The 19,468-nt window shown below is 54.2% G+C and carries 12 protein-coding genes; all 12 read left to right on the plus strand.

Features of this window, described 5'->3' with window-relative positions; genetic code table 11:
* Positions 1-30 precede the first annotated feature (30 nt).
* The gene (locus tag Poly21_RS09225; protein ID WP_146406535.1) at positions 31-1,491 is read left to right on the plus strand and encodes a sulfatase family protein; all 1,461 of its coding nucleotides are present in this window, start codon (positions 31-33) and stop codon (positions 1,489-1,491) included.
* Positions 1,492-1,618: 127 nt separating this feature from the next.
* A complete protein-coding gene (locus tag Poly21_RS09230) occupies positions 1,619-3,808 on the plus strand; it encodes a right-handed parallel beta-helix repeat-containing protein (protein ID WP_146406536.1) in 2,190 nt (729 codons plus the stop codon).
* 174 nt (positions 3,809-3,982) lie between these two features.
* Positions 3,983-5,779, plus strand: coding sequence for an arylsulfatase (locus Poly21_RS09235; protein WP_146406537.1), 1,797 nt, complete (start codon positions 3,983-3,985; stop codon positions 5,777-5,779).
* Positions 5,780-5,911: 132 nt separating this feature from the next.
* Positions 5,912-7,144, plus strand: a complete 1,233-nt coding sequence (locus tag Poly21_RS09240; RefSeq protein WP_146406538.1) for a putative glycoside hydrolase — start codon at positions 5,912-5,914, stop codon at positions 7,142-7,144.
* A 164-nt stretch (positions 7,145-7,308) separates the two neighbouring features.
* Positions 7,309-8,550: a putative glycoside hydrolase gene (locus Poly21_RS09245; protein ID WP_146406539.1), complete on the plus strand. Its 1,242-nt coding sequence runs from the start codon at positions 7,309-7,311 to the stop codon at positions 8,548-8,550.
* A gap of 45 nt (positions 8,551-8,595) precedes the next feature.
* A complete protein-coding gene (locus Poly21_RS09250) occupies positions 8,596-9,618 on the plus strand; it encodes a DUF6250 domain-containing protein (RefSeq protein WP_146406540.1) in 1,023 nt (340 codons plus the stop codon).
* Between the two features lie 17 nt (positions 9,619-9,635).
* A complete protein-coding gene (locus tag Poly21_RS09255; protein WP_302118231.1) occupies positions 9,636-11,114 on the plus strand; it encodes a right-handed parallel beta-helix repeat-containing protein in 1,479 nt (492 codons plus the stop codon).
* A 155-nt stretch (positions 11,115-11,269) separates the two neighbouring features.
* Positions 11,270-12,730 carry a sulfatase family protein gene (locus Poly21_RS09260; protein WP_302118503.1) on the plus strand — a complete coding sequence of 487 codons (1,461 nt, stop codon included), beginning with the start codon at positions 11,270-11,272 and terminating at the stop codon, positions 12,728-12,730.
* A gap of 2 nt (positions 12,731-12,732) precedes the next feature.
* Entirely contained in the window at positions 12,733-14,064 is a 1,332-nt protein-coding gene (locus Poly21_RS09265) for an enolase C-terminal domain-like protein (protein ID WP_302118505.1), read from the plus strand.
* A 120-nt stretch (positions 14,065-14,184) separates the two neighbouring features.
* Entirely contained in the window at positions 14,185-15,207 is a 1,023-nt protein-coding gene (locus Poly21_RS09270) for an alpha/beta hydrolase (RefSeq protein ID WP_302118234.1), read from the plus strand.
* A 228-nt stretch (positions 15,208-15,435) separates the two neighbouring features.
* A complete protein-coding gene (locus Poly21_RS09275; protein ID WP_146406544.1) occupies positions 15,436-16,905 on the plus strand; it encodes a sulfatase in 1,470 nt (489 codons plus the stop codon).
* A 50-nt stretch (positions 16,906-16,955) separates the two neighbouring features.
* The gene (locus Poly21_RS09280; protein ID WP_146406545.1) at positions 16,956-19,289 is read left to right on the plus strand and encodes a sulfatase-like hydrolase/transferase; all 2,334 of its coding nucleotides are present in this window, start codon (positions 16,956-16,958) and stop codon (positions 19,287-19,289) included.
* Positions 19,290-19,468: the final 179 nt, after the last annotated feature.

Raw genomic sequence — 19,468 nt, forward strand, 5'->3', positions numbered from 1 at the left:
GATTGCCTAACACGGATTACAAACGATCACATGCACAATATTTTGATTCGAGTTCTACTTCTGCTCTGGGTTGTTTCAGGCTGCTTTTCGGAGACCGTTGCGGCAGATGAGCGACCCCCTAACTTCGTGGTTATTTTCGTTGATGACTTGGGCTATGGAGATCTCGGCTGCTTCGGTTCCACCACGATCAAGACGCCTCACATTGACCAGCTGGCTGCCGAAGGGATGCGACTAACGAGTTTTTATGCGCAGACCGTTTGCGGACCTTCGCGGGCGGCACTGATGACGGGGAGCTATCCGCTGAGGGTCGCGATTCGTCAAAACAAGGTGGAGGTGCACCCGGAATTGCATCCCGATGAAATCACCATCGCCGAGGTCCTCAAGCCTGCTGGGTACGCATCAGCCGCGTTTGGTAAGTGGGATTTAGCGGGACATCGAGGGGACCGATATGTGCCGACTTTGCTGCCCCTGTACCAGGGTTTTGACGAGTTCTTTGGTACGTCAACGAGCAACGATACCCGGGTCGACCTGATTCGAGGTAACGAGATGGTTGAAACAAAAGCTGATATGCGATTGTTGACCGAACGCTATACCGACGAAGCCATTGATTTTATTCGGCGCAAGGGTGACCAGCCGTTCTTTGTCTATCTTGCTCACTCCATGCCGCATGTAACGTTGGCGGCTTCAGATGACTTCAGAGGCAGGTCTGCGGGCGGATTGTACGGGGACGTCGTCGAAGAAATTGACGCCAATGTCGGCCGCATCATGAAGTCGCTCACAGACATGGGACTTGATGAGCATACATACGTGGTATTCACCAGCGACAATGGGCCATGGTATCTGGGACGCAGCCCCGCGCATCGCAAGCGGTTTGGTATCGACGCGGCTTCGCATGGCGGATCGGCCGCGCCGCTTCGAGGGGCAAAGACCTCAACCTGGGAAGGCGGCTTGCGAGTCCCATGCATCATTTGGGCGCCTGGCAAAGTCCCAGCGGGCACAACCTGTGATGAGATCGCGTCGACTATGGACCTGTTGCCGACTTTCGCCGACTTGGCCGCCGTGGATGTGCCCACTGATCGTGTTATTGATGGGCACGATATTGGTGATCTGATGCACGGCGTTGAAGACGCCACGAGTCCGACGGACGCGTTTTACTTTTACAGGCGTACTCGCTTGGAAGCTGTGCGGTCGGGTAAATGGAAACTGCATCGAGCGCTACCGGCAGATAAAACGTGGGCACGGTACAGCAAGGCAGAAGACTCGATCGACATCAACCTTCCAATGTTGTTTGACCTCCAAACTGACGTGGGCGAATCAAATGATGTCGCTGATGAGCACCCAGAAAAGGTGGCAGAATTGTTGCAATTGATCGAGCAGGCGCGTATCGATATCGGCGACTACGATCGCGTCGGCGAGAACGCCCGTTTCTTTGATCCGCAACCTCACCGACCTGACATTCGTGTTCCCGTTTCGTCAAATGCGCAACAATAGTGGCGTTCCTTCTGGTCTGTGGGCTGACCGCATGGGCGACGTCTGCGTCCCACGCGGAGAGGTCTGCAAACCTGTCGTAGCGCGGCCGCACGGAAGTCATCCTCGTGGTATTAAAATGATTCAAGACATGCAACGTAATCTCATTCTCATATTGACCTTCGTGCTCAGCGGCTTCGCGAGCGCGTCTGCGCAGCCTCCCGTCCATGAGGCAGACTTCTACCTGTCGCCGGATGGTTCCGACACCTGGTCGGGAACCTTGGCGGAGCCAAATGCACAAGGTACGGATGGTCCTTTCGCCACGCTTCAAAGAGCTCGTGACGCTGTCAGGAAATTGAAGGAAGGCGGACCAACGGACGTTCTCGTGCTGTTTCGAGGAGGCACGTATACGTTAAGTGAGACTGTTGTTTTTGGTCGCCAGGACTCGGGAACGGCGGCGGCCACGATCACGTATGCTGCCTATCCCGGGGAAACGCCGGTGCTGTCCTCCGCGAAGCGTATTTCAGGATGGCGGGATGTTGGCAATGATGTCTCTGGGCTGCCTCCAGCGGCACGGGACCACATTTTGGTAGCGGATGTGACCGAGAATTTTAAATGCCTTTTCGATCAAGCAGGCCTGTTACCACGCGCACGATCCAAAGGCTTCATTCCGCTGCCGGGAAGTAGCCGAAACAAGTTGCACTATCCCGCCGGAACGCTGAGGAATTGGCGAAATGTGGAGGATGTGGAAGTTGTCGTGCGGCCACACCACGCATGGATCGTCAATGTGCTTCCCCTGGAGTCTGTCGATGAACAACGGCAGATTGCCAGTACATCGGTTGACGCCACCTATGCCATGAACGAGCTTCATTTTCTCAAGGGCACGAACTCGTGCTGGGTAGAGAATGTTTTGGAGGCACTCGATGAGCCAGGCGAATGGGTACTCGATACCCAGCAAAACAAAGTTTACTTGTGGCCGCGAAATCGAGGAGAGGTGCTGGCACCCCAACTCCAGGAGCTCGTCCGTGTCGAGGGTGAGGTCGATGAGTCGGGACCCGTTGACCTGCCTGTTGAGCATCTCTGTTTTCGCGGCCTGAGCTTTCGCCACGGTGACCGGGATACGTTGACCAACGCCGACGCGGGGTTGCAGCACGATTGGGAAATGCATGACAAGGGCACTGCCTTACTTCGACTGCGTGGAGCAGAGAACTGCATAATCGAAAAGTGCCATTTTGCTCACAGCGGCAACGGTGCAATCCGCGTGGATCTTCACGGGATGCACAATACGATTTCGGGTAACCACATCGAGCAGATCGGCGGATCCGGCATCTTGCTATGTGGGTACGGTCCGGGGACAAAGGATGTTAACCGGCACAATTTGGTCTACAACAATCACGTCCATCATACCGGACGGATTTACTCTCACGCACCGGGGATCATGCTGTGGCAGAGTGGAGAGAATCGTGTGGCGAACAATCTGATTCACCATACGCCCTACACGGCACTGATTCTATCGGGATGCATGACTGACTTTTTCTCGAAATCTGGCCGTGAACTCTCACGGACGATCCGGTGGCATGAGATCGGGTCCAAACCATCGCGAAATACAAAATTGACGTTTGACGACGTGCGTTCTTTCTTACACACGCACGACAACATGATCGAATACAACGAGATTCATCATGCCATGGAATCGCTGGGTGACGGCAACGCGATTTACATTCGCGGGGCAGGGGCAGGCAATGTGATTCGCCGCAACTACGTCCATCATCTCGTCGCTCCAATGATCATGCAATGTGCGATCCGAACAGACGGCGGTCAGATGGATACTCTGATCGCCGAGAACATTATTTACAAATGCACTTCCCAAGGAATCATGCTGAAACTCAACACACGCGTTGAGAATAATTTTGTAGTCGATGTCATCGCGCCGCCGCGTGGCTACTATTTGTCGGTTCGCGAGGGTCCACTGACGGGAGCGACCATCAAACGGAACATCTTCTTGTCGTTCAACCCTGAAAGTGAGTTCATCAATGAACTGGGGCCTGGCAAAGGGAGAGCCAACGAGGATCGGCGAGGACGAGCCTTGGCCCGATCGGCAGACGCTGACACCGATTACAATATATATTTTTGTGCCGCGGAGCCTGCGTTGAGTGATGAGATGCTGGCAACGCAACGACGCAGTGGAGTCGACGCTCATAGCGTGGCAATCGATCCACTATTCGTCGATGCAAGAAAGGGGGATTTTCGGCTCCGTCCAGATTCGCCAGCTCTGCAGATGGGGATCGTTCCTATTGACATTTCAATGATAGGATTGCGGCCTCCTGTGACAGAGGACTGAATCGGGCCAGTCGCTTGCATTTGCATGAACGGCAGCTGATTCGAGCGGTTCCGCAGAAAGCATGACCAATCGCCGCACCGAAAACATGCATTAATATAAATCTCCAGAAAATCTTTTCAAATCGATTCATTTCAAGACACGCCAACTCACGACTCTATCTCAACAGGAAATAACATGACACCAATTATCCGCACCTACTTACTTCTTCTGGGGGTCTTGATTTCCGCATCGTTGCAGGCAGCGCCCACCAATGTTGTGTTCGTCATGTCGGATGACCAAGGATATGGGGATCTTGGTTGCACAGGAAATCCTATTATTAAGACGCCGAATATTGACCAACTGGCGTCGGTCAGTTCTGGCTTGAGCGATTATCATGTCGCGCCGACGTGTTCGCCCACAAGGTGCTCGCTCCTGACCGGACACTGGACGAACCGCACGGGGGTTTGGCACACGATCATGGGCCGCTCAATGTTGCGTGAGAATGAAATCACCATTGGCCAAATGTTTGCAGACGCGGGCTATGAAACCGGAATGTTTGGCAAATGGCACCTGGGTGATAACTATCCCTACCGTGCCGAGGACCGTGGCTTTACGGAAGTCTTTCGCCATGGCGGTGGCGGTGTCGGGCAGACTCCAGACCTGTGGGATAACGCCTACTTCGATGGCTCGTATTTCCACAATGGAAAAGTTGAGCCGGCAAAGGGGTTTTGTACGGATGTGTTCTTTTCCCGTGCCAACGAGTTCATCAGCAAATGTGCGAGGGAACAGAAACCTTTTTTAGCCTACATCGCGACCAACGCTCCTCACGGACCGCTGCACTGTCCACCCGAATACTCGGCAATGTACGAAGGTCAATCTGCAAACATCGCGTCATTTTATGGAATGATTACCAATGTCGATGACAACGTTGGTAAGACTCGCCGCCTGATCGAAGATTTGGGAATCGCTGACAACACGATCTTCGTATTCACCACCGACAACGGAACTGCCAGCGGTGCCAAAGTTTTTAATGCAGGGATGAGAGGGGCCAAGGGTAGTCCCTATGATGGTGGTCACCGGGTCCCGTTCTTTTTGCATTGGCCAGCCGGTGGTATTACAAAGCAGCATGACGTCGATGTGCTCACTCATGCCGTTGACATTGTCCCAACTTTGCTTGAGATGACTGGTGTGAAGAAGCCCGCGGGCGTGAAGTTTGATGGTGTCTCGATCGCTGGGCTCCTGGATCCTGCCAAGGATGTCGACTTTCCTGAGCGATTCGTCATCAGTGATTCGCAGCGCGTCCGCGATCCGATCAAATGGCGTAGTTCATCCGTCATGTCTCAGAAGTATCGACTGATCAACGGCAAGGAACTCTATGATATCGCCGTCGATCCCGGACAGCAGAACGATGTCGCGAAGCAGCAGCCAGCAGTCGTTGCGGAGATGCGTCAGTTTTATGAAGATTGGTGGGCGGAGTTGAAGCCAACCTTTGCCCAGACGACAGAGATCTATCTGGGGCATCCCGAGCATCGTGTCGTAAGTCTCACCGCTCATGATTGGATCCAAGATGTCTATCCCCCCTGGCATCAGGGGTCGATTCGGCAGGCAGATCGTAAGCATCCGAAGTCCGAGAAACTTGCTCATCAGGGTCACTGGGCCGTCAAGGTGATCCGAGATGGCAAGTATCAGGTATCGCTCCGCCGCTGGCCGGTTGAGTCCGGCGCGGCGATCAACGACGCCCTCCCCGCTGGAGCCAACGTCCCGGGGGCAGCGCAAGCTTTTCGTACTGCGGAGGGAAATGCCATTGGCGCTACCCACGCGGTGCTCCGCATCGACGAAGAGGATGTTGACCGTAAATCCATTGAGCACGACGCGGCCGAGGTGAGCTTTGTCGTCGACCTAAAACAGGGCTCGTATCGACTGGCGCCATGGTTTGAGATCGAGGAAGGTGAATTGGGGGCCTATTACGTGGTCGTCACTCAGCTTGATTGAGTTGGCAAGCCCCAAAAGAAAGAACGCAACCGGCTAGCAAGCAGCGCTCGATTTGCACGGTGGCAGGACATGACGGAATAGGATGGGAGTCGCTGCTCCCATCGGACAGACTCATTCGATAGGGAACCCAAAATGAACAGGATCTGGTGGGCAGTCGTTGTCTTCCTATGCTCGGCTTGTTGGTCGATCCAAGGGATCGCTCAAACGTTGCAGGTTGCTGATGGAAACGCACTAGTTGGAAATCGAAAGCTGGCCGACGCTGTCGGTGGCAGTGGAGTGGCGCCTCGTCCTCAGTTCAGCTGGGACCATGTGCCGCTGTACATGCATATGCGGAAGGCAACGGACTTTACGTCCGAGGAATTGGAGTACTTGGCAAACTTTCCGCTGATCACGCTCGAGAAAACCACAGGAAGCCGCACGCATGGCTCATCAGAGGACGGCTCTCTGGCGGCGGCGAAGGCCATCAAAGCCGTCAATCCAGATGCCTGCGTTCTGTATTATCGAAACGTCCTCTGCAACTATTCCGGTTACAAGGTGAATCGCGAGTTAGCACAAATTCCTGACGCGTTCCTGCAAGGCAGTGACGGCAACAAACGTCTTCATCGCGGGGTAAGGGAAGTGTACGACTTGTCCAATCCCCAGATTCGCCAATGGTGGGTTGATCATTGTGTTCAGATGGTTGGTCATGACGAGATCGATGGCATTTTCCTGGATGGCAACATAAAGGCTTTGGAACCAGAGTTTTTACGCAAGGAAATCGGGGCGGAACGCAAACAAGAGGTCGCGACTGGGTACGGGCTGATGATGCAAACGCTTCGCCGACAGATGCCAGCGAACAAAATGTTGGTGGCGAATATTATCCGCGCACGTTTACCTGATTCTGGATTGAGCTATCTGCAGTATTTCGATGGCTCGTACCTCGAAGGAATTGAGAGCCAAGCAAATGGTCTGACCCGCGTAGAGTACTTGGCAAAAGGTATTGATGCCGTGCAGCAGGCTGCGCGCCAAGAGAAAATAATCTGCATGTCGATAGGGCTCGGCCGTGAGGCGCTGACTGGGCTTAAGATCGATGACAGTCGAAAAAGGCTTGGTCGGAACGCCGATATTCAGCCTCGCTTGGAGTACTGTTTGGCGTTGTTTTTGATTTGTGCAGAGAAGTATAGCTATTTCCTGCCACATGACGGATACGATGTGAACAATGGACGTAGTTCAGTCTGGCTCCAGCGGTTTCCTGAATATGACAAGCGTCTCGGGCCCCCTCAAGGACCGGCAATGCGAGATGGACACGTCTATAGCCGCGACTTTGAATCAGCGAGTGTCGTTCTCGATATCGAAAACGAAGTGGGCAAAATTACCTGGAAGTGAATGTGTTCAGTTCGGTAGACGAAACTACCGGCAAGTTCGCGTCTTTCACTCATTCCTCCGGCCGGTCATTTCAATTCCCAACCGCGAAAGTGGACCTCTCCTCAGTCTGATAGCCCTGCTTCGAGTGAGGCTTGATCGAAAGTTACTACCTGGATTCAACGGAAATGACAACGAACCTATTCGCAGCATGCATGCTGCTCGCAATCGCCACTCTGTTCTCCAGTCAGCCCTCGTTGGTACATGGACAGGAGCATGAAGAAACGGTGCCCCTGCTCGTTAGCGACGGTAGTCGCTTCCAGGTGCAGGACAGTTTTCCGAAATTTAGCTGGGACGTGACGCCCCAATATTTCATGTTTGGCGATACTCAAAGGGTGTTGAGCCCAGAGGAAGTAAGGTCTATCGCCTCACGAACAGATTTTCTCTGCATCGAAAAGTCGCATGGATCGAAGGCCCTTGGTGCCGCTGAATTGGGCGCAAAGCATGAGGTCGAGGCGTTCAAGCGAATCAAACCCGAAATGAAAGTTTTGTTCTATTTCAATTCAGCATATGCTTGGCCTTTCACCTCTTACAATAAGGTTTTCACGCCGGATCAGATTAACGCGCGACCCGATTTGAAGAGCTTGTTGCTTATCGATCCGGCAACCGGCGAGCTTGCTCAGCGCCGAAAGGTGTTCTTCTTTGATGTGTTGAACCCACAGATGCGGAAATGGTGGGTCGACACCGTTGCCAAAGGAGTTGCCGACTCCGGTAGCGATGGTGCTTTCATCGATCAGATGCATGGTTTTTTCTGGATGCGAAAGGACAGGGCAGCGGAGGTGCGAGAAGCGATGGGTGAGATGATGTCGTCGCTGAAAGAGAGGCTAGGTCCCGACAAAATCCTGTTGGGAAATAATGTGCACCAGGATCTCGCGGAGCATGTTTTTCCGGCCGTCGATGCGAGTATGTTCGAGCACTACAACGCCGCACTTCTCAGTAAGGAAAGCTTGCTCCATGATTGGCAGGATATGTTGCGGCTCGCCCAGGCCGGCAAGATGTCGGTTTTTCGGATCGGGGTTGAGTCCGAGGCCTTACCTGAGCATGTGCAGGGACGTCGTCGTGGTCATGACACGGCTGAATTGGCGAAGGCCCGATTGGAATACTATCTCGCTTGTTACTTGATTGGTGCTCAGCCGTACTCGTTTTTTCAGTACGGATGGGGGTGGACTCTTTCATCGGGCTCCCTTGAGGATTACCCTGAGTTGCATCGGCCGCTCGGTGCGCCCCAGGAGGCTTTTCGGCGAACCACACCGGACGGCTGGGAGTTCACTCGCGAGTTTGAGCATGCCAGTGTGTGGGTGAATACGGAAAGTAAGCAGGCCAGAATTACATGGCGTTTGCCGGACGGTCTCAGCGATGCTCAGGAGTAGCGTGTGGACACCGTCGGTTTTGTTCCCATATTGAGACATGTCTCCATGCAGAAAGATTCACCAATTCGCGAGACGAGCCCCCATCGAGTTTCCGAGTTTCTGCCGAGGATGGCGGCAAGAGGGGCGGCTTTCACGCACGCATTGAACCGCCCCGCCACACGACTGGTTCTTGTTTTCATCGTGCTGGCGATTCCCGGCCGTCTCGTAGCAGATGCCCCCGTGATCCTCGGCCATGGCGAGGGTGTGTTCCAGGTCGGGCCACTTTTGGCACACGGTAACTTTGAGAATCTGGACCACTGGGTGATTCAGATCCAGCAGCGTACAGGGTTTCCCGAAGCAAGCGTCAAGGTGCGAGACAATGCGCTCGATTGCCTCGCACCGGGTCGGGGATGCACGATTTGGTTCAAGCAGAGTTTTCCGACCCGAGTCGCGATCACCTACGACGTGCTCTGCCCCACGTCCGTGCCTGGGATCAAAGGCATTCAGCCACGTGATATTAATAATTTTTGGATGGCCAATGATCCCTCCTCTCCCGACGAAAGTCTTTTCGATTCATCTCGCTACACAGGCGCGTTTGCCTCCTACGATAAAATTCATGGCTATTACGCGAGTACGGGGGGAGGCGGAGCGAACGCGAACTTAACGACCCGCATGCGACGCTACCCACGTGAAGTTGACGGCGGTCCGGTCGAGCACTTGGCCCTCCGTTATCGAGATGGCAAGCCCGGTTACCTCATTACACCTGACAAGGTGATGAGCGTACAGCTAGTCGCCTACGACGATATTGTTCAATACATCGTCGACGAGAAACTCGTCTATCAGATCAGCCGTGGAGACCGTGTTCAGGTAGAGGGGCGTGATCGCAACGGCCAGCAGGTTGTAAGCGATACCATATACGATCTTGATCGGTTTCCGGTATACCGGGAGGGTTACTTTGGCTTTAGAATGGTCGGCACCCACCATGTCTACACCAATTTTCAAGTGCATGCGCTCGAGCCTGTTCCGTCGTCACCGCCTCAACGCTCGTCAACCAACCGACGATCACCGCCACCACAGAGTACAGAATGAAAAACGGGAGATTTTCCTTGTTCGAGTCGAGTTGCGAGATGCCATCGCCGTGGGGGCTGGCCAAGCTCCGGGGCCTGGCCAATCTCCGGGTCCTGACTGCGGTCATCATGTCGATCGGGTGCAGTTTGGGGCTACAAGCTCAAACGAAGCTTGCCGTGTCGACATTGTCAGAACTGCGTGATGCCGTCCAGAAGAGTAATCAGACAATTGTGATGGCGCCTGGCCGCTATATGCTCACGGATCTTCCCGTCGGCCACCGCGATGTGCCGTGTTCAGGATCCCATAACACGATCGATCTCTCGGATGTGTACGTAACGGTGCCGGTGGGGACGACACGTCGCAGCTATATCACGATTTCTGGTGACCACAATCTATTTCGAGGAGGCGTCTTCGAAGATGTCTATCCGAATGGACTAAAAGAGGTTACAGACTTCAGTGCCTATAATCAAAACCGCTCGACCCTGGCAAAAGGGTTAAGTGGTAGCGCCGTGTTGTCGGTGACTGGCGATAATAATACGGTTGCCGACACAAAGTTGACCGTTCGCGGTTCGTTCCCGTACGGCTATGGCAGTATCTACGGGATCGGCGCGGATAATGTCTACGGCCTCGATAAACGTTGCGGGATCCTTGTCAAAGGCAAGCAAAATATAATCGATGGATGCGAAATCCAGCAGCAGGCGTTTGGACACGGAATCTACATGCAGCGTCCTGCCGATGAGACGGTGGTCAGGAATTGTCTGGTTGAAGGTGTGATGCGTCCGAGCAATGACCTCTACTTGGAAACGGATCCCCGGGATCTGCCTGTTCGGTCAGACTACCGGATTCCGGAAACGAGAAGAGGGGGACGGAACGGGAGTAGAAATCGGCGACGGGGCCGACCGGAGCGTGAACCAGAGACCACACCCGCGAATTTGGGTACTCCCATTCCCAGAGACACCATGATTCCGCTTTCAGAAGACGGGATCCGTGTGTACACCGATGGCGGGAGCGTGACCGTCGAAAACTGTACGGTTAAAAAGATGAGAGGCGGAATCCGGCTGTATTTAGCCAGTCGTGCAACGGTCATCAATTCCACCGCAGTTGATTGTGGAGCCACGAATTTTAACATGCCTAAAAATGGCAAAGTCATCGGCTCGGCGGGAAACTTTGCCTACGCACCACTGAGCGATTTTCGGCTCTCGAAGTCCAACCAGGATATTGAGCTGACGATCATGCCGTCGCCTCACCTCGTGGGACCGCACCATGTTGCCGATATCCTCGGTAACAATCACAACATCGTCTTCCATCGCACCGAAGGTCCACTCGATGTCAATTTGCGACCCATCGTGGTAGTAGGGAGCGGCTCGACGATCCGCAATGAAACAGAGTATCCCGTCATTCTCCAAGCGACAGCAAGTGCGAATTCGGTCGTCAGTTATGGGCCTGTCACTGACCTCGGAAGCGATAACAAGGTAGTCCGCATCGACCCTCCCGGAGACAATAGCACGCAGCCATAGTCAGCAGAGATATGAAACAACCCGGGTGAACCGATCGCAGATAGGTTTTCGTGCATGTCGCGGTTGTCCATCAATCCAACGAAATCCATTCACGCAATTTTTTTATCGATCGGACACAGATGAACCGAGGCATTATTGGGCTATTGATCGCAACCATGACGCTTGCAACTTCCACGTGCGCAGACGTCCCGACTCGTCCGAACATCATCTATCTTATGGCGGATGATCAGAATGTCGGGTCTGTTGGCTGTTACGGAAACACAGAGGTGAGCACGCCCAATATGGACCAGCTCGCGCGCGACGGCATGGTGTTTGATCGTCATTACAACACCACGTCAATCTGTATGGCGAGTCGGTCCAACGTGTTCACCGGAATGTATGAATACAAAACGGGGACCAACTTCGGTCACGGTAACATGAGACCTGACGTGTGGGCGAAGTCATACCCCGTTCTGCTGCGGGAATCGGGATACTTGACCGCGTTTGCAGGAAAGTTCGGTATCGAGGTGGACAACAAGGGATTATGCGAACAGGACTTTGATATGTGGGGCGGCGGGCCCGGGCAGACGGATTATCGGACCGCCCGGAATCCCTCGATGGCCAAGTACGCAAAGGAATATCCCCATTCAACGCTTTCGTATGCTGCTTTCGGCCAGGATGTCATTCGCGAAGCGGTTAAGCAGAGCAAGCCTTTCTGCCTTTCGATCAGTTTCAAAGCCCCGCACCGACCAGTGACACCGGATCCAAAATTCGACCATGTTTACGCGGGCAAGAGTTTCACCAAGCCGGCCAATTTTGGGCGTGAGGCGGGCGCCCATCTGGCACCGCAGAGCAAGCAAGGTCGCCAGTATCCTCGCTTTATCGAATGGGAATACGACACCGACTATGATGGTGTGATGGCCAAGTATTACCAACTCATCTATGCGATCGATGTAGCATTGGGAACGATTCGAGCCGAGTTGGAAAGTCAAGGAGTCGCGGATAATACTGTGATTATCTATACCAGTGACAATGGATATATCTGCGGATCGCACGGATATGGATCCAAAGTGCTGCCGATGGAAGAGTCTTCCCGGGCGCCGCTAATGATCTATGATCCTCGTCATTCATCGGCCGGCAAGCAGTTTCGCAGTAATGCGCTGACTGGAAACATTGATTTTGCGCCCACCATTCTGGAACTTGCTGGTGTGCCCGTTCCCGAGAACGTCGACGGCGTCAGCCTGCTACCGCTGTTGGACGATCCCACCAGCGATGTGCGTGAGCAGATGGCGTTCATCAACGTTTTTCCGCCGGCACCGACAACGAGCCTAACCTGTCTGACTAAGGATTGGAAATACACTTACTGGTGGTATGGTGATGCGGAGATGAAACCCACCGAGGAGCTATTTCATTTGGCTCAGGACCCGTTTGAAATGTCAAATCTCGCTGGGGATCCGGAAGCGGCAGCTTCGCTTGAGTTGATGCGGAAGAAGTACGATGACGAATTGGAGCGTTGGAAGCAGCAAGCGGTTCCTTACAACGACTATGTGCGGTACGGAACCCTGTTCGATCGCACGATTCCCGTGGCAGACAAACAGTTCAAGCGAGTTCGGGCAAACGGGAAAGAGAACGAGTGAGCATGGAATCCATTCGCATCCTGTCCGCGAAGGTTACTGACGTCCGCGTCCCTACGTCCGACGCACTGCTCGGTTCGGATCCTTTTCACAAAAAGCCGGACTACTCCTCGGCCGTATTGCAGCTCGAAACAGACTCGGGACTTTGTGGGATCTCTGTCGTCTTTACCGTAGGGGCAGGAACAGATTGGATTTGTCACGGGATTCGCGACTTATGCCAGCTCGTGATCGGATCCAGCCTCGACGATTTCTCTGCCTCACCCATAACGCTCTATCGCAGGCTGATCGACCATCATCAACTGCGTTGGCTGCACGATGGCGTCTTTCGGATGGCTGCAGGGGCTGTCCTGAATGCGATGTGGGATCTCTGGGCGAAAGCCCTCGGCAAACCATTGTGGAAACTTCTCGTCGATCTTGAGCCGGAGTTTGTCGCCGACTGTATTGACTGGAGAAATATCAGCGACGCTTTGACTCGCGAGCAAGCGATCGCTCTGCTGCAAAGCCGGCGAGCTGATGTTGAGCGACGTGAGCAAGAATTGACCCGTCAGGGCCCCGAGGCATATTGCACCGCAGGGTGGCTGGGCCTCAGCGATGACGAGATTCTTATGACCATACGCAAATTGCAGGGGTGTGGTTTTGGTTCGTTTAAGCTGAAGGTCGGGCTCGACTCAGACCTGGACGTGCAGCGGATTCGATTCATGCGAGATGCCATTGGCCCCGACTGCAATCTGATGGTGGACGCCAATCAGTTCTGGGGGATCGATGAAGCAAAACGCCATATTGAGCAGTACCGCCCATTCAGTTTGAAATGGATCGAAGAGCCAATCGCCCGCGACGATGTTCTGGGGTATGTCGAGCTTGCGCAAACATTCTCCAATGCAGATTTCGGCTTTGCATGCGGTGAACATGCAGCATCGCCGGTGATCTTCAAACAATTATTGAAAAGCCGAGCGATTCAGTACTGCCAGATTGATGCGGTGCGGGTGGGTGGTGTCAACGATGTCATGGCGATCGTGTTGATGGCGGCCAAGTTTGGCGTGCCGGTTTGCCCCCATGGAGGCGGGATCGCACTCTGTAACATGATCCAGCACTACGGCATGTGGGATCAAATTGCTGTGTCCGGACACTCCGATACCCAGCTCATCGAGTACATCGATTTCCTCCAAGAAGCCCTCACGCATCCAGTCGCGGTCCGAGACGGCTGCTACGTCGCACCGACGGCGATGGGATGGGGATTGGAATTTGACGCTCAATTCATTGATGACCACCGATTCCCAGATGGTGCCATGTGGAAGCCACGCAGTTCAGCATCCAAGGGCGTTATGTTCGAAGCGTAAGATGGAATCAAAGTGACGACTCACCAATCCCGGACTCGTGTATTCGGCCGTCTGGTTGGCGGAGGTCTGGATAACCAGCAAGATACGGAATATTCACTCGAACCCCAGACGATCTCAATCATGATAATTATTCGACCGTTGGCAGTACATTCCGCGATGATCGCCAGGCCGTTCCTTGCATACTGCCTTGTCTCCCTATTGATTTCCCCTTTCGCATCAGCTCAGGACCGCACAGGCAGTCGTCGTGTTGGAGGAACTGCGGCCAGCGTCCAATACGCCCCCGCAGTGCCTGTGCCGACACTGATGAACGTTCGTTACGGCGAGCACCCACGCAACGTTCTAGATTTTTGGAAAGCTGAGGCTCAGACGCCAACGCCTCTGGTCTTTGTAATTCACGGTGGCGGTTGGGTAGGGGGAAGCAAAGAACGTGTCGACCGCTTTGCAGATGTCGACGCCCTCCTGAAAGCGGGCATCTCAGTTGCGGCCATCAACTACCGTTACACCTCGCAGGCGGACGTCTCGGATAACGATCCACCTGTGAAGACGCCGCTCCATGACGCCGCCCGCGCATTGCAGTTTGTTCGCAGCAAATCGGGTGAATGGAACCTGGACAAGGAGCGTGTTGGCGCTGCGGGTGGATCCGCTGGCGCCTGCTCCAGTTTGTGGCTTGCCTTTCATGATGATTTGGCCGATGCGGATAGCGATGATCCTATCTCGCAGGAATCGACTCGGCTCTGGTGCGCGGCCGTTACCGGAGCGCAAACGACGCTTGATCCTCAACAGATGAAAACCTGGACGCCGAATAGCAAATACGGCGGCCATGCATTCGGTAAGAAGTCGTTCGCAGAATTTCTGGATCAGCGCGAGCACATTTTGCCCTGGCTTGCCGAGTACTCGCCTTATGCGCTCGTGTCGCAGGACGATCCGCCCGTTTACCTGATCTACTCCGCACCCCCAGCAATTGGCCAGAATCAGAAGGATCCGACACATACCTCCAATTTTGGTGTGAAGTTACAGGAGCATTGCCAGGACGTGGGAACCGACTGCGAACTCGTCTACCCAGGTGCTCCGAGCGCCCGTCACAAGACACCCACTGAGTTTTTGATCTCGACGCTATCCGCGCCATCAGAGTCCCGTCAATGAAGGGAGCCAGCCGAGTTTATCGTGCGTGACGACCACACGCATGGATCGTTGCAGTGAAACTCATGATCATCCCTCATGGCTCTCACAAAACGAGTTGTGATTGTGTTGTGCAATTCTGATCGCTGAGCGAGTGGCGAAGGAACTCTTTCATCATCATGCTGCTCTTCACCAGCGAGGTTGGAGCGAGCTTTTTCATGGAATTTAAATTACCTCATTTAACATATGAACATGAACCATTGTATTTCGAGTTTGTTTCTATCTCTTGTAATCCTGACAGCACTGCCTGTCGGCGGTCATGCTGCTGATCCAGCTGACTCATCAAAACAATTAAACTTCGTCGTATTTGTGGTGGACGACCTCGGCTACATGGACATTGGAGCCAATAATTCGGAGTGTTTCTACGAAACGCCCAATATCGACCGCTTGGCTGACTCGGCAATGAGGTTCACCGATGGCTACGCCGCCAATCCGGTGTGCTCGCCGACTCGTTATAGTTTGATGACCGGGAAGTACCCGACTCGTGTTCGGGCGACCAATTTTTTCTCAGGGAAGCGGAGTGGGCGGTTCAATCCTGCACCACTCAACGAGCACATGCCGCTTGAGGACGTCACGGTCGCCGAGATGCTCAAGAGCAAGGGATACGCAACTTTCTTTGCCGGAAAGTGGCACCTGGGGGAGAGCGAAGAATACTACCCTCAGAAACAAGGTTTCGACGTCAATATCGGCGGCCATCGCATTGGTGGACCGTACACAGGAAACAAGTACTTCGCCCCCTTTAAGAATCCAGAAATGGAGGTTGAAAGCCCCGCGGGCGATCATCTACCTGACCGCCTCGCTCGCGACACAGTTCGCTTTATTGAGGAGAATAAGGACAGACCGTTTCTCGCTTATCTCTCGTTCTATTCGGTACACACGCCCCTGATGGGGCGACCCGACCTAGTGAAAAAGTATAAGCAGAAGGCGGCCTCTATCGACGGTGCTGAGTTTGCCGAGGAAGAACAAGTGTTGGGAAATCAGGTGCGGAAAGTCCGCGTGTTGCAAAAACACGCTGTGTACGCCGCGATGGTGGAGGCCATGGACGAAGCCGTGGGCAAGGTGCTCCGAGAGCTCGACGACTCAGGCGTTGCCGACGACACAGTGGTGATATTCACATCGGATAACGGCGGTCTATCGACATCGGAGGGACTACCCACCAGCAACCTGCCGCTGCGAGGAGGTAAAGGTTGGGTGTACGAAGGGGGCATTCGTGAACCATGGATCATTCGATATCCGGGGGTCACGCCCGCTGGTTCAGAGTCGTCCGAGCCAATCTGCTCGATTGATTTGTTCCCGACGATCGCGGCCGCAGCAGGGGTAGAGGTGGGCCATGATGTTGACGGAGTGAATATTCGGGCAGCCCTGGAAGGAAAATCACTCGACCGGGAATCTCTGTATTGGCACTACCCGCATTACAGCAACCAGGGCGGCATTCCCGGCGGCGCGATTCGCGAGGGCGACTTTAAATTGGTCGAACGGTACGAGGACGGGCGCGTGCATCTATACAACCTCAAGGATGATATTGGCGAACAGCATGACCTGGCCGATACAATGCCTGAGCAAGTGGACCAAATGCGCCGTCGTCTGCATGCGTGGTATCAAACCGTGGATGCACAATTCTTGCAACCGAAAGATGGTCTGGTTCCCTGGAAACCTGAATAGTCGGATGAGCCAATTTTATTTATTCGCAAACTACTACCAGATGTGATGCCATGACTTTCCCGAGACTGTTGCTTTTTCTAGTGGTGATGCTTGGCAGCAAACATCTGCATGCAGATGTCTATGACGTGTACCTGCTCGCTGGACAATCCAATATGGATGGCCGGGGTGACGCCGACGAACTCTCCGAAACACAGCGACGTTGCCCTGCCGACGCGATGATTTTCTACCGAAATCCTCCGCACGCCAGCGACGGTTGGAGTCCGCTAGCGACGGGATTCAGCGTGCCGCCGAAATTCAAGGGCGCGTTGCCGTCGACCAAATTTGGCCCCGAGATTGGGTTTGCCGCAACGGTTGCTCGATCGACTACTGCGAATAAACTCGGCTTGATCAAGGGGGCCAAAGGGGGCACCAGTCTGCGTGTGGACTGGAATCCTGGGCGTGCGGGAGAACCGGATTCTCAAGGTCCCTGCTATCGCGATTTTATCGAAACGATTGAGCTGGCAACGTCAGAGCTGACCTACAAGGGGCATTCGTATGTGATTCGCGGATTACTATGGCATCAAGGCGAATCGGACAGTCGGTCGAGCGAGCAACGATACCGAATGCGGTTGACCGAATTGATCAACCGTATTCGACAAGACGTCGGGAGCCCTGACTTGCCCGTGGTTATCGGTGAAGTGTTTGACAATGGACGACGTGACACTGTCCGTGCTGCTCAGCGAGGCGTCGGCTCGTCGATGGCCAACGTAGAGGTTGCACCTGCACGCGGGTTGACGACCTGGGATGAGGGCACGCACCTCGATGCTCAGAGCCAGTGGCAGCTCGGCCAACGTTTCGCCACTGCGTTATCGAAACGCTCCAATTCGAAACGCCTGAAACCTGCAAACGGTCCGCACGAGAAACCCAACGTACTTTTCATTTCGGTCGACGATTTGAACGATTGGGAAGGCAGCCTAGGAGGCAACCATCAGGCTCAGACACCGCATATGGACAAGCTGTTCCATGAGAGTGTCCTGTTTACGAATGCTCATTGCTCGCAGGCTGTGTGCACGGCGTCGCGAAACTCACTGTTGAGTGGCATCCATCCCAGTCGCTCGGGCTGGTATGCATCGACGGCGGCCATGCGGAAATCGTATGACGAGGTGATGGGTGATCACAAGATGCTGCCGCAGTATTTCCGCGATCACGGATACGAAACATTGGCCTGCGGCAAAGTTTTCCACCAGGGTGTTTCTGATTATAAGGATCGTACAAAGGATTTTTGGGATGAAACAGCTCCCACGTACAAGATTCCCAAAGAATTGCTCGCCCGTGGTGATGGTTACGGAGGGAAAATGTTTTACCCGTTTCCAAAACGCGGCAGCCAAATCGTTGATCGATATGGTGAGGAGTACGCCGATGGACACTCGCTGTGTTACGGGGCATTGGATCGCGATGATATTCCCGGCGGCATGATGTTCGACGAGTTGACTGCCGACTGGGCGTCCGAACAACTTCGTCGTGACCACACGAAACCGTTCTTTCTGGCCGTGGGCTTTGTCAGGCCGCATGTTCCCTACACGGCACCACGAGAGTTTTTTGATCTCTACAATCTAGACGACATCCAGTTGCCTGACGTGCCCGATGACGAAATGGCAGATATTCCCATGATGGGAAAATCAATTGCATACGGTACGCTTCCCGCCGGTGACCATTATGCCGTCGTGAATCTGAGCGATAGTTACTGGCGTGAGATGATCTTTGGCTATCTGGCATGCGTTTCATTTGCCGATGCTCAGGTTGGCAAAGTTCTCGATGCGCTCGCCAACAGCCAACACGCCGAGAACACGATTGTTGTCTTGTGGTCTGACCATGGCCAGCACTTGGGCGAGAAGAAGCACTGGCGGAAACAGTCGCTGTGGGAGGAATCAACCCGTGTTCCTCTGTGCATTCGGTTACCGGGCCAGGCAACCGGTAGCAGTTGCTCCGAAGCGGTCAGTCTGTTGGATGTCTACCCGACGCTGATCGATCTATGTGGCCTCCCCGCCACCGCCGAGCTCGATGGTGCGAGTCTCCTTCCACAGATCCAGGATCCCAAGACGCCGCGTGACACTCCCGTACTTTCAACTTGGTACTATCGGAACCACTCGGTTCGTAGCAATGATTGGAGATACATACGATATCGTGATGGGACCGAAGAACTTTATGATCACCGGAGCGATCCTGGAGAGCATACAAATTTGGCGGGTCTGTCGGAGTTCGCCGATGTCGTGGCTGAGCATCGACGATGGTTGCCCAAGATCGATGCCCTCCCCGCGGGAGACGATCGCTGGGAGGGTGATAAGCTGGATCGACGCGTGCGGGAGTGGACGGAAAATGAGAGTGTGCCAGCTTGGCTGAAATAACCGCCCCCACGACATGAGTTCGCCTCGTCGGACAGACGCGGTCGTGGCGTCTCGAATGCAGGTTTGCTGCACAGTCGCACCCCTGCCCGCTGAGGCGTCACTGTCCGCCTCCGACGCATCTCAGTTTTCTGGTCGTTCGTCGCTTTTGCGTCGGTTCGGTGATGGAAGTGCCCGGTTCG

Origin of the sequence: Allorhodopirellula heiligendammensis (assembly GCF_007860105.1) — a bacterium.
Lineage (GTDB): Bacteria > Planctomycetota > Planctomycetia > Pirellulales > Pirellulaceae > Rhodopirellula > Rhodopirellula heiligendammensis.

Coding starts and splice junctions, on each gene's coding strand:
- Poly21_RS09225 (WP_146406535.1), top strand. CDS start 31: ATGCACAATATTTTGATTCGAGTTCTACTTCTGCTCTGGGTTGTTTCA.
- Poly21_RS09230 (WP_146406536.1), top strand. CDS start 1,619: ATGCAACGTAATCTCATTCTCATATTGACCTTCGTGCTCAGCGGCTTC.
- Poly21_RS09235 (WP_146406537.1), top strand. CDS start 3,983: ATGACACCAATTATCCGCACCTACTTACTTCTTCTGGGGGTCTTGATT.
- Poly21_RS09240 (WP_146406538.1), top strand. CDS start 5,912: ATGAACAGGATCTGGTGGGCAGTCGTTGTCTTCCTATGCTCGGCTTGT.
- Poly21_RS09245 (WP_146406539.1), top strand. CDS start 7,309: ATGACAACGAACCTATTCGCAGCATGCATGCTGCTCGCAATCGCCACT.
- Poly21_RS09250 (WP_146406540.1), top strand. CDS start 8,596: ATGCAGAAAGATTCACCAATTCGCGAGACGAGCCCCCATCGAGTTTCC.
- Poly21_RS09260 (WP_302118503.1), top strand. CDS start 11,270: ATGACGCTTGCAACTTCCACGTGCGCAGACGTCCCGACTCGTCCGAAC.
- Poly21_RS09265 (WP_302118505.1), top strand. CDS start 12,733: ATGGAATCCATTCGCATCCTGTCCGCGAAGGTTACTGACGTCCGCGTC.
- Poly21_RS09270 (WP_302118234.1), top strand. CDS start 14,185: ATGATAATTATTCGACCGTTGGCAGTACATTCCGCGATGATCGCCAGG.
- Poly21_RS09275 (WP_146406544.1), top strand. CDS start 15,436: ATGAACCATTGTATTTCGAGTTTGTTTCTATCTCTTGTAATCCTGACA.
- Poly21_RS09280 (WP_146406545.1), top strand. CDS start 16,956: ATGACTTTCCCGAGACTGTTGCTTTTTCTAGTGGTGATGCTTGGCAGC.